The sequence below is a fragment of the Octadecabacter algicola genome (assembly GCF_021532625.1).
Taxonomy (GTDB): Bacteria; Pseudomonadota; Alphaproteobacteria; order Rhodobacterales; family Rhodobacteraceae; genus Octadecabacter; species Octadecabacter algicola.
In genome coordinates, this window is sequence record NZ_JAKGAR010000005.1 from 74,531 (window position 1) to 86,291 (window position 11,761).

The window sequence follows — 11,761 nt, forward strand, 5'->3', positions numbered from 1 at the left end:
GATCAGGAGCAACAGTGCAGATGACTAACGATGAAAACCAAACGCCTCCCTTCGCTACCCAGCAGGGCGTAACATTATGACCGGCTTCTTGGGGATATTCGCTGGACTCTTTGCAGCCTTGGCTGCAAGCGGCCCAAGTGTCAAAAGCAACGGTAAAGCCAAAGCCGCCAAATTTGCGAACGACGAGGCAGTCGATCCAGTCACACCGGTTGTCGAAGAAACCCCTGACGTCGTGTCCGAGGAAACCCCTGACGTCGTAGTCGAGGCAACTCCTGACGTCGTAGTCGAGGCAACTCCTGACGTCGTGGTCGAGGAAACCCCTGACGTCGTAGTCGAGGAAACCCCTGATGTCGTGATCGAGGCAACTCCTGACGTCGTAGTCGAGGAAACCCCTGACGTCGTAGTCGAGGCAACTCCTGACGTCGTGGTCGAGGAAACTCCTGACGTCGTGGTCGAGGAAGCCTCCGACGCGGTAGTAGAAGTGGTGGAAGAAGTCACCGAAGTAGAGGAAACCACTGAAGAGGACGTGACCGAACCAGAAGACACCACGGCTGAAAAGTCCACGGATGTCGACGCCTCGACCATTGATGCGGAATTTGGCGGCACCTCTGCTCAAGAAATCCAGCTAAACGGCTCCGATGACACCTTTGAAATCATGGAAGGTCGTGTTCACGCGTTCACACTGGACAGCACCGATGAAATCGCCAGCATTAAGATTACCGATCAGCCCGATTTCGGCAACGTCACCGTCAATCCCGACAACAGCATTGTTGTGGTCCTGTCTGGCGACACATCCACGGGTGATTTGTCATTCAGCTTTGATGTGACATTCGATGACGGCACTGTTGAATCCCACACCACAGATTTGAACGTCACCGAAGGCGCCCAAGACGCAGGTTGGGGTCAGGGCAAATCCTATATGCTGGAAACCGACGAAAACGATGACGTTATCGTTGAAACTGGCGACGTGCACCGTCCCGTCTACGTCACCGAAAGCGACGATGCCGTAACCCGTGCGGATATTGCCGCGATGGAAGGTCTCGACGAGAGTGACATCACCACCGAATGGCTCGTTGATCACCCTGAATATGGTGGCAGCGAAATCATGGCCCTGTCCAGCGACATCGGCCTCGAAGTTTGGGAAAGCATCACCAGCGCTGATAACGGCCCGACATCAAATTGGTTGCTGTTTGAACGCGGCTACGAATACGAAGGCACAGATCGCCTCGTGGGCCGTGGTTCCAACGGCGAAGACGAATTGCACCCGATGCACATCACCGCTTGGGGCGATGGGGAACTCCCTGTGCTTCTTGACCGGATGAATATTTATCAGGAAACGAGTTCAAACGTTGTTTTCACGGACCTTCAGTTCGCAGAAAGCGTCAACATTGTAGACTCCGAAAACCTATTGTTTGATGACGTACATTTCACCGGTGACGAAGCAATCTTCAAAGGCACCGATGGCCTGACGATTCGAAACTCCGAAATTTCCGACGTGTTCCGCGATGAAGACGTTGACGGAGACGGCGTTTGGGAAGCTCATGAAGACCGCATTTCCGGGCTCTATGTTGCGGGCGGTAATGGCACATTGATCGATGGCAACCTGATCGACCATAACGGTTGGGAAGAAGACGGCCAGCCCGCCAGCATGTGGAGCCACAACGTCTATCTTCAGTACAACACCAAAGACGTCACCTTTACCAACAACATTGTCATGCAAGGCGCGTCCTATGGGGCCCAACTGCGTGGCGGCGCGTTCGCAACCGACAACGTTTTTATCGAAAACAACGCCGGGGTTAACTTCGTTGGCGGTGATTACAAAGAATACGGCACGATCGGCAACTACACTTGGTTTGAAGGCAATGTCATCTCTTCTGGCGCGACCAAAGATGACGGCGCAGTCATCGGCGGCAAAGGGTATGGCTATTATAACAACGGCGAAATGTCTGTAATGATCGACAACATCGTCGCACATATGACCAACCCGGATGACCCTGATGAGCAAGCTGAAAGATGGGAAGGCGCCGCCGCCCAGAACCTCGACAAGGATCCGCTTTATAACGACACGATCGTGTACAACTGGATCGACGGCGAAGCGCTAGCCAAGGGCAAAGACTGGTCCATCAACGCAGAAGGCCTCGACTCCGAGGTGTTAGACGAGACGACCATCCAAACCTTCACGTCCGCCCTATTGGATAAGGAAGATGCGTCCGTCACCGATCTGTCTGACTACCTGCGCGATCAGGCCGACGGCGCCTTTGATGACCTCGTGGATGCTGAAGTGATCGCGTCCTTCTTCCAAGAAGGCTTTGGACTTCAGACTGATGATCGCGTCGGCTCTGCCACTGTGCGTTTTGTGCCTAATACGTTGGGCGATGGTGTTCGCTGGGACAACGACTACAACTGGTCCACCGAAGACACCCCCGGCACACAGGACGGCGACAGCGTCGAACTGGCCGGCAACTGGGTTAACTATGATGGCACCAACACGTTGCAGGACTTTGACTTCGGTTCTGGCGGTGAGTTGAGCGTCGATCACGGCAAGCTCACTATCGAAGGCGAAACCACCACTGGTGAAAACGGTGGGACATTCAACATCGATGACGCAGGTCAAACCTGGATGAACGGGTACGACGACACTGACACGTTGAACATCAACGTTGATGGCGGCCGCTTTGTGAACACTGGCGACATGAACGGGTCGGTCAACATGACGGTCACGGACGGTGACGCGGTTCTGGCCAGCAATGATGCCTCCGCGACCTTTACAGATGGCAGCAGCCTGCACTTGATTGGCGATGACGCCGACGTCGGTTTTGACGGCACTAATGGCGACACCGCAGTTATGCGTGTCGGAGACGGTGGCGTTCTCACATTTGAGGCCGACGAAGATGGTGACATGGCCACTATCCAAGAGTTTCGCACTGGCGCATTTGGCGATGACAGCGACGTGCAATCAGGGGTGAACCTGGAAGACGGTACACTCCAGATTATCCTTGATGCAGACAGCCAAGTCGGCACCGAAGTTCTGATCTCGGTCGATGAGCTGGTCGGCTCCGTAGACCGCATCCAGATCACTGGCCTGTCTGGCGACAACGATGCATACTTCACCGTCGATTACGATTCCGATGAAGTTGAGATGAAGATCATTGGCGGCGGCTCTGGTGAAGCGTTCTACGAAGAACTGGGCTCGGAGGACAACGCTCAGTCTGCCAGCGCCCTGTGGGCGGCTCTCACAGATGGGATGGGTGCATTTGACGAAACACCGCCCACCGTTGACCTCTATGATGATGCAGACGCCATGTTTGAGGACGCCTAAGCCGGGCATCTTGACGATGAACTGAACAAAAACCGGCGCTGAATGCCACTTCTAAAGGCGTTCGTCTACGAAGCGTTCGATTTGCGCGGTGTTCAGCGTCAACCTCACGTTTGATACCATGATTGGTGCCGACAGAGCGTCTGCAAGGGGTTCTGCGATCGTATATGGCCCTCCCATCGCATAGCCTCTGATCCCGATCACCGACAGTGTCCGGATGCTGATCTGGTTGAGAAGCTCTGAGCAATTGACCTTGATACGGTTGATTTGTGCCGAAAGAGCAAAACCCATGCCCTTTGCGTCCGCGCTGTTTTCAAAGGCAGCAATCGCATCGCGAATCATTGTATTCATGGAATGATGCAGATCTACAATCCGGGTCATCTCATGCAGAATAACCGGAGCCATATCACTATCCGGCGGAATAGCTTCTGTCGTGAACCGCTTGGCCTTGTCGATCATATGCCAAGCCAAACCAGACCAAAGCGACGCCCAAAAGATCTGGATCGACGGGGTCATCGATTGGCGTGCAATTCCCGAGAATGCGTCTTCGAAAATCGCACCTTCATCAAAGTTGATTTGGAATTTGTAACCACTGTTATGGATGCCACGCATTCCAAGGAATCCCGCAGCGAAGGTCGATGTGAAGTTGTCCTTGTTAACACTGGCCGCAATGAGAACCTGGCGTTTCTTGCCGTTGGCGTTGATCCTGTTGGCGGTTACCAAAATCAATCCGGCATGGTCGACATAAGATATATTCGGGCTTTCCTTGTTGACCTTCATCTGACCGGAGTCGCCCTCCTCTATGGCGCAAAGCGAGGTTAGGATATCACCGCCCGGCCCTTTCTCCGATGTTCCCGATGCGATCAACAGTTGTTCATCATGAAGACGTTTCTGCAACTCCTGCAAATGCAAAGTTTTTCCGTGGGTCGTCAGCGTATAGGCTTGGCTCATGTGCATGGCATAGATCAGGCCTGCGGACCCGGATTGCCGCGCAATCTCGAAGGTAATGCGGGCAATATCTGCAACCGACAGACCGGGACCACCCAGATCAGGCGCGACGCTGACCGAGAAAAGCTGATCACGGCGCATTTGTTCAATTAATGCATCGCAATACGCCTTTTCCTTTCCGGGGCCCGGTTTTTCTTCGATGCGTTCCGATAGCGTTCTCGCCAGTGTGATATGATCCAAGCTCATGCGATGCTCCTCTATATACTCCGCCCAGGTGCGACAAACCTATCCATTGTCGGTCGTCTCCAACCTTTGACGTAGGTTTACGTAGTCAATCTTTTTACTTGGGTTACGCGGCAGAGAGCCCACAACATGATAGATGCGTGGCTGCATAAAGTTAGACATGCAGCCACGGGCGTATGCCTTCAATTCTTTGAGCAATGCGCGCGAATCTGTATCTGTTTCTTGCGGGACGACAAAGGCAACAATCATCTCTCCCAAAACCTCATGTGGTTTTGACACAATGGCTGCTTCCGCAATGCTGCTATGGGAAGCCAACAGCCCCTCAAGCTCGTCAGGTGACACACGAACGCCCATTGATTTGATCTGCCGGTCCTTGCGCCCTTCGAGATATAGGAAACCATCTTGATCCATGTGACCAAGATCACCCGTGAACACACCGACCTGATCCATCGCCGAAACATATCTTTTCACGTCGTTTGTCCGGTCTAGGTCGCGCCAATAACCTTGAAAACAGCCCGAACCAAAGTGGACAATCTCGCCCACTTCGCCCACGTCAGCCAGGGTGTCGTCGCGGCGTATAATCCGCAGTTCCGCCTCAGGTATGGCCTTACCCACTGAGGTTGGGTGACTGTCGAGATACTTTGGGGCAAGCGAAGCGCTTCGATATGTTTCTGTCAAACCGTAATTGAGGCAAATCTCAGCTGCTGGAAACGTCTCGCGGGCCTTCTGCAATGTGGCTGGCAGCATCTTCGAGCCTGTCGACATAATCAATCGGATCGTATCACGGTTGGCATCCGCGATCGGGGAGAGACCTGACATCAAATCAGCCAAGAGCGCTGGGACAGCGGCAAGAACCGTCGGTTGGTGCTGATCCAATGCCGCGCAGATACCAAGACTATTCGCGGGCTCGGTCAGGACAAGCGGAATGCCTTCCAATAACAAAGACAGCATTTGTCCCCAGCCATAGTCAAACGCGAACGGAACAGGGCACAAAATGCGATCATCCGAGTGATAGGCCATGATCTGCGACATGGTCCTAGCCCCGGCAATGAGGTTCTCGGCAGATTGCATGACGCCTTTGGGAAGCCCCGTTGAACCTGACGTGAAAACGATTGATGCGGTGCTGTTCGATGGCATTTCAGAACAGGCCTCCGCAGGCGCGGCTTTGGGCGCTGGCCAATTGTGAAACGGCTCTTTGCTTGGAGCAAAGACATACTTTGGGTCCGTCAAAGTAATTGCGTGCGCGGCATGTGCATCGGGCGCCATAGAATGGACAAGCACCGGAATGCCGCCGCGTTGCCAGATCGCTGCAACCACAATGGCGACTTGTGGATTGTTTTCGGAGATTATGACAGCACGGTCACCGCGGCCTAGCTGATCAAGTGCGGCGGCCTGACAACCAGCCATATCCTGCAATTGTGCAAAGGTCAGATGCGTGTCGCCATGAAAAATTGCGACAAGGTCTTCTTGCCCAGTGGCTATGTCGACAAACCGATGCCAAGGCCACTGCTTTTCCATAGGATCAAGATGTCCCATCGGGCGTGTTCCGCTTCATCTGCGCGGCCATTGTAAACTGGCGCACGGCAGTTTCCCGGCTGGGACGTTTTGGAGTCTTGGGCACATCATAGCCCAAATGTTCCATCTCTTCAGCCACGATCTTAACAACGCGACCTGCGGCCATACGCGGCAATCGGGTCCGCCATGCTTTTGGATCAGGCGGGCGCACCTCGGTCATGCCATCAATACGGAAATCCCCCAGCCCAATATTCGGCTCACGCGTGAAGGCCTGCGAGACAACATCGGTTGCATCCCCCTGCGCGCCCATAAACCGGAACAACTCAGACAGGGTACTGGCGGGGTCTTGCGTCAAATCCTCATACTTCAAAGCGTGGCAATCTTCACCTATCGCATCCTGAAACGCGCGTAAGTCTTGTGATCGCTGAACCCAGGACTGGGCAAGCCCCTCGAACGGACAAATCCATGACCGCGTGTCTTGCCAGACGTCCGTCAGCGGCGCGCCCATCTTTTCCGCCAGATCGACGTTTGACGGAATCACGTCCAGCGGGTTTCGCCACAGCAGAATGAACTTGGCGTGCCCTTCCAAAAGCAATTTCAGCTTGTCGATGTGAAAGATATCGACACCTGTTTTTTCGACCCAGATTGGCGCACCCTGTGCAGCCCTTTCATGAAAGCCAAAACACATTTTGCGCAATGGATTCAGAACGTCTTCGGCCTCAACCCCAAGAAAATTAACCCCCGCCAAGACACCGATTGGCGGCCCCTCGACATTGTCCTGTTCGCTAAGGAAGCGAGCGGCGGCCGTGAAAAGGTGCGTCTCAGGTGGGCAAGACACGTCTGGATGAGCATCAAGCAAACGAGACAAAAGCGTTGTGCCTGATCTTGGGTACCCAAGAATGATATAACGTGTGTCTTTGGTCATGCTGGCAATGTCGTAAGAGGGTGCCGCTCCGTTTCCGAAGCATCCGTAAATCTGCCATCATGATAGGTCACTTCGCGCGGTTCGGGGTGCGAGATAAAGCGTGAAGGTGATGCGGTCAGGCCATACGCCCCCGACCCCTCAATCGCGATTACATCGCCTACCGTGACTTCGGCCAATTCCACATCTACGGCCAGACGGTCGATGCTGGTACATAAAGGGCCGACTAACATGTACGCAGAAGTTTTTCCCTGCGGGTTGGAGATGTTTTGAAAGACCCAGTTGCGACGAAAGACCGAACCCATCATGCCACAGGCGGCGAGGTGGTTGTTGAACCCAGCGTCACACGTGCGAATTTCACTGCCTCGCGATGACTTCTCGGATATTGTGCGCGTCAGCAGCCAACCAAACGGCCCTACAAGCCAACGTCCAAGTTCAAGATTACAGGTAGCCTTTTCAAACCCTGGCTTTTGCAAAAGCGCATCCACAATGGGATTAACTAGGGCGGGCAAAGCCTCGTGATCCAGCTGCGTTTCATCCGGCAGGTATTGAATGCCAAAGCCCGATCCAAAGACCAAGCGGTGGACCTCGATCCCCGTCTGTGCCTGCGCCTGTTCGAAAATGCGCGCAAAGTTTTCAAAGTTCTCGGCAATGGCTTCAGGATCAAGGCAGTTTGTTCCAGAATAGATGTGAAACCCGACAAGGTTCAGACCAGCAAGTTCGGCGATCTGAGGCAGCGCATCACCCATCTGTTCTTCGTCAATACCAAACTGACTGGCCGTCCGCGCCATTGAGGCACCAAATTTTCTGGGAACGTGCAAAGGGTTGATACGCACAAGACAAGGCTGCAATAGCCCTTTGGATTGGGCATAAGCACTAGCCTCTTCGGCTTCTGAAAGACTTTCAAGGATCAGCTCGCCGACGTGTAAGTCTACAGCTTCGTGAATCTCAACCTTTCGCTTAGCAGGGCCGGAAAAAGAGATGAATTCAGGCTTCATGCCGGTAGCAATAGCCCGCCGCACTTCCAAAATTGACGATGCATCGAACATCTCTAGTTGAGGCTGCAATGCGCGCAACAAACCCATGTTTGGGTTGGCCTTGATCGCGTAGCTGACGCCAAAACGCCCATCGAAAAGCTTTTTCAACAGGGACAGGCGGTCAAGAATTGCATCTAGATCATAGACAAAAAGCGGGGTCGAGAACCCTTCTACGGCGTCCAAGAGCTTTTCAGGTGTCATGCTTCCTGCTTCTTCACATAGGCTAGAATACGTTCCAGGGTGTCCAGATTTTCAAGGGTCACTTCAGCAGGTTTGATCCGGAACCCACCCAAAGTCTCTAGCTGCATCATAAGCGTGACAAGCGCAAAACTATCGACAAGTCCCGTGCTGAACAGCGGCGTATCATCTTGGAGATCGTCAGTGTCGACGCCTACTTCTTCTTCAAGAAAATCTGTTAAATCACTGCGAGATATTGCCATTCCGGACCTCTAAAAAATAAAAAAATATAATCGATCAAAGCGGCAAATTTAGCGGCCGCATGACGAAATTGTGATTGAATATTAACCTTACGTAAAGAGGGGAGCTTTTCTGATGCAATAATGTGACGGTTGATTGCTACTTCGGACTTCTCGCGCTTTGAAAAACGCACTTAAGGGTCCGCCTTGAAGCGATAGTCCAATAGAGATCGCTCAGGATTGAGCGCATGGCTGCAGTATTTTGTGGCCATAAGGATTCTTTACAAGCGACAATCAATCAGCGGTCGTTCTGTCTAGGCTCGGCCAAGTAAATGCTGCAGACGCCTTAAAAACCTAGTATTTTTGATTGTTTTTCGTGGATGCGTTGCCTTCGTTACCGACGTTGCTTAGCTTTCCGTCAAGAATTTTTGAAAGACGATATTTTGATCAAAGACTTTGTCCTTGGATTGCGGACGCCATCTGGCCTTTCAGTTTGCATCGCGCTGGCAACTGCTGCGCTAAGTACGGCTGTTGCCATTTTGGCAGTACCCGCTTTTATGACGTCTCCCTATGGTGTTCTGCTGGCGGACAATAATAGGGATCACCACCTTTTTGTTACCTCGGAGCTGTTCCAGCTTCAAAATTCAGATCGTCCAGTTCTGGCAATTATAGGTGCGTCAGTCACCGGGGCTAGTTTTGGCGGCCCTGAAGCGATTTCAAGCGCCCTTGCAGCGACGCCAGCGCGGGATTTTCATGTCGTTTCCCTAACGACCGGTCGCCAAAGTATTATCGAACATTTGCTGATGTTGGAACATCTACCCGAAGATGTCCCAGTCTATGTTGTGTTGGGTATTGGTCCGTCGAGATTCACGTTCTTGACCGAGGATTATCTCGAAGCCTTCAACACAAGCCGGTTCGGGATAGATTCTCCTTTGTATGTGGAACGCACCCAAGAAGTTGGGAACGTATCGCGCGCGATGACGGGATCGACGGGACTTGATCACCTAAGGTTCTATGTCCCTCGCTTGGGGGAAATTCTTCCAAACTTCGCGCAATATGTCCGGGGTCGAACCATTGAACGCAATTATGTCCAATATGTCGGCCGGAACAATGCAGCGGAAGCTTATCAAGAACACGCAAAGGGGATCATGGCACGGTTCGAAGGCCCGAATATGGAGCAAGTCCTAGATGGGAATTACCAACGCCTGCGCGACCTTCTGGACTATGTCGAAACGCGGGACAACATCAGAATTATTCTGATGGAGCATCCTCTCAGACCAGAATTTGTTACTGATTTTCTTGGCCAAGACCGACAAGAAATCCACATGGCACGGGTGCGTCAGATCGCTGAAGATGCCAATGTGCCCTATTTTGATGCCGGCACACTGGCACAAGCGGAAGATTCCGAATTCTACGATTGGGCGCATATCAATTCAGAAGACCTACAAGCACGGCTCTTGGACGTCATGGTCGATCAATTTTTGCAGGTGTATGATGAATAAAGTCACCAAAAACAGCTCTTTTTGGGCGGGTCAGATTGTTCAGGGCGTCGTAATTGGCACACTCCTGACCATGGCAGTTGTCGGATTGATCAATGCCAGTTCTTACGGCCAAATCTTTCGGTATCAGGGTTTTTAGAAAGTGATAGAATTCTGGTATTATTGGGTTTCCGCTGCCGTCAGCGTGGTGATCTTCTGGAACTTGCCGCAAGGTCTGAAGTTCCCTTTTTTGGGCATCGTTTCATTTGGGTTCATTGCCAGCTTTGAACCACTAACAGTTGCGATGATGCTTGCGATCGCACTGATGGTTTATTTCCTGCACAACAGGGCGGATCAAAAACCCTTGTTCCGACTTGCGACCAAGTTTCTGATCACCGTCGTGGCGGCTTACCTGTTCTACTTCAAATATATGCCAGCTTTGGCAAGCTTGTTTGCAAATGGTTATGATTTTGCCAATCTCCTCTTACCGATGGGCATCAGCTATTTCAGCTTCAAGCTGATCCACTATGTGCTGGAAAGGTCCCGCGGGATGCTTCCGCAGCACAGCTTTTGGGAATATTTCGCTTGGGTGTTCTTTGTCCCGATCTTCACTGCGGGTCCAATCCAGCGTTTCGATCTTTTCATGAACGGACGGTCCTCCACTTGGGATAACCAAATGGCCTGGGATGGCTTGACCCGAATAGCCATCGGATTGATCAAGAAATTTGTACTCGGCGCTATCTGCTTGTTCGTGCTTGAAAGCCTAAATTATGGGAGCACGGGCCGCCTTCTGAATAACCTTGAGGACACTTCACCTCTGCGGGTCATCTTGTTTTTGTGCTTTTGCTATTTGTTCGTCTACATGGATTTTTCCGGATACACGGACATCGCTATCGGCACGGGACGGTTGTTTGGCTTGCGTATCATGGAAAACTTCAATTTTCCGATCTTCGCCCCAAATATCGGCAACCTTTGGAAGCGTTGGCATATGTCGCTGGCAAGCTGGTGCCAAAGCTACATCTATATGCCTACCCTTGGCGTCAGTCGTAGTCCTTATGTCGCGGTCTTTGCGAGTTTCCTTGTGATGGGTCTTTGGCACGCGGCGTCTTGGAACTGGGTGGCATGGGGGCTCTACAACGCCGCTGGCGTTGCGATCTATCAAAAATGGACGATGACCGCGCGCAAGAAGAAATGGCGCATCATCAAAACGAAAGCCTATTCTTTTGCAGCCTATCCGCTGACGTTCCTGTTCTTCGCGGGCAGTTTCGCGTTTACGATAACTCATGGCGAACACGGGCTCTACGCAGCACTGCGCATACTGTTTCGATGTTTTGGCATAGATATTTAAGAGCCCGCTTTTTCTCGCGAGGATTTTTGCTGCTATGCTGCGACAGTTGGGGCCTCTCCAATTTGCATCGCCGTCATTCAGCTCCTGGCTGGAAAAGCCCGATCGCCTTCTAACGGAGGGAGCCTTAAAGGCAGAATGTCACGCGTTCCTGAACAGCATCGAGCCTCAGCCCCACGAAGATGCCAAGCAAAGCAGCGATTCTGCAGGTATCATGACTCTCGGTCGAACTGCCAATTGAGACATAAACCCCAAACGAGAATACTTTGATCCCGTTGGGCACGATCAACCCCACTGCCAACCGGCACTCGCAACTGAAGTGATTCGATCTATTGGTGGTGATTTGAGAGACAAATTGCAATCTTAACGTGTACATTGCGGACGGAAGGCATTCTTAGGCTGATTATATTTCGAAACAATTTGATCCCAGCTTACGCATTGATACCAAAGACGAAACAAGCGCACAGGCGAACTCCCCAAAAGTGAAGAAATCGTAAATTTTGACAAAATAATGGCAGAAATATGCCGATTATGGATTACA

At 52.1% G+C, this 11,761-nt stretch carries 8 protein-coding genes; 3 read left to right on the forward strand and 5 right to left on the reverse strand.

What is annotated here, in order from left to right; all coding sequences use genetic code 11:
* Positions 1-76 precede the first annotated feature (76 nt).
* Entirely contained in the window at positions 77-3,319 is a 3,243-nt protein-coding gene (locus L0666_RS16995) for a right-handed parallel beta-helix repeat-containing protein (RefSeq protein WP_235262596.1), read from the forward strand.
* A gap of 51 nt (positions 3,320-3,370) precedes the next feature.
* Here the strand turns inward: L0666_RS16995 and L0666_RS17000 are convergent, their stop codons facing one another.
* From L0666_RS17000 to L0666_RS17020, 5 genes are read right to left on the reverse strand one after another with little or no spacing between them, the layout of a single operon-like run.
* Positions 3,371-4,510 (reverse strand): acyl-CoA dehydrogenase family protein, encoded by a 1,140-nt coding sequence (locus L0666_RS17000; protein ID WP_235262597.1) that lies wholly within the window; start codon positions 4,508-4,510, stop codon positions 3,371-3,373.
* A 39-nt stretch (positions 4,511-4,549) separates the two neighbouring features.
* Positions 4,550-6,043, reverse strand: a complete 1,494-nt coding sequence (locus L0666_RS17005) for a class I adenylate-forming enzyme family protein (protein WP_235262598.1) — start codon at positions 6,041-6,043, stop codon at positions 4,550-4,552.
* On the reverse strand, positions 6,030-6,947 hold the full coding sequence (locus L0666_RS17010; RefSeq protein WP_235262599.1) for a sulfotransferase family protein: 918 nt from the start codon (positions 6,945-6,947) through the stop codon (positions 6,030-6,032). Before L0666_RS17010 ends, L0666_RS17005 begins: the two co-directional genes overlap by 14 nt.
* The gene (locus tag L0666_RS17015; RefSeq protein ID WP_235262600.1) at positions 6,944-8,182 is read right to left on the reverse strand and encodes a type III PLP-dependent enzyme domain-containing protein; all 1,239 of its coding nucleotides are present in this window, start codon (positions 8,180-8,182) and stop codon (positions 6,944-6,946) included. Before L0666_RS17015 ends, L0666_RS17010 begins: the two co-directional genes overlap by 4 nt.
* Positions 8,179-8,421, reverse strand: a complete 243-nt coding sequence (locus tag L0666_RS17020) for an acyl carrier protein (RefSeq protein ID WP_235262601.1) — start codon at positions 8,419-8,421, stop codon at positions 8,179-8,181. Before L0666_RS17020 ends, L0666_RS17015 begins: the two co-directional genes overlap by 4 nt.
* 404 nt (positions 8,422-8,825) lie before the next feature.
* Here L0666_RS17020 and L0666_RS17025 point away from each other — a divergent pair, with 404 nt between their 5' ends.
* The gene (locus tag L0666_RS17025) at positions 8,826-9,899 is read left to right on the forward strand and encodes a hypothetical protein (protein ID WP_235262602.1); all 1,074 of its coding nucleotides are present in this window, start codon (positions 8,826-8,828) and stop codon (positions 9,897-9,899) included.
* Between the two features lie 139 nt (positions 9,900-10,038).
* On the forward strand, positions 10,039-11,223 hold the full coding sequence (locus L0666_RS17030) for an MBOAT family O-acyltransferase (RefSeq protein ID WP_235262603.1): 1,185 nt from the start codon (positions 10,039-10,041) through the stop codon (positions 11,221-11,223).
* Positions 11,224-11,761: the final 538 nt, after the last annotated feature.

Bases quoted from the DNA above. Each gene is read 5' to 3' on its own strand.
- L0666_RS17000 (WP_235262597.1), bottom strand. From the start codon at position 4,510: ATGAGCTTGGATCATATCACACTGGCGAGAACGCTATCGGAACGCATC.
- L0666_RS17015 (WP_235262600.1), bottom strand. From the start codon at position 8,182: ATGACACCTGAAAAGCTCTTGGACGCCGTAGAAGGGTTCTCGACCCCG.
- L0666_RS17020 (WP_235262601.1), bottom strand. From the start codon at position 8,421: ATGGCAATATCTCGCAGTGATTTAACAGATTTTCTTGAAGAAGAAGTA.
- L0666_RS16995 (WP_235262596.1), top strand. From the start codon at position 77: ATGACCGGCTTCTTGGGGATATTCGCTGGACTCTTTGCAGCCTTGGCT.
- L0666_RS17010 (WP_235262599.1), bottom strand. From the start codon at position 6,947: ATGACCAAAGACACACGTTATATCATTCTTGGGTACCCAAGATCAGGC.
- L0666_RS17005 (WP_235262598.1), bottom strand. From the start codon at position 6,043: ATGGGACATCTTGATCCTATGGAAAAGCAGTGGCCTTGGCATCGGTTT.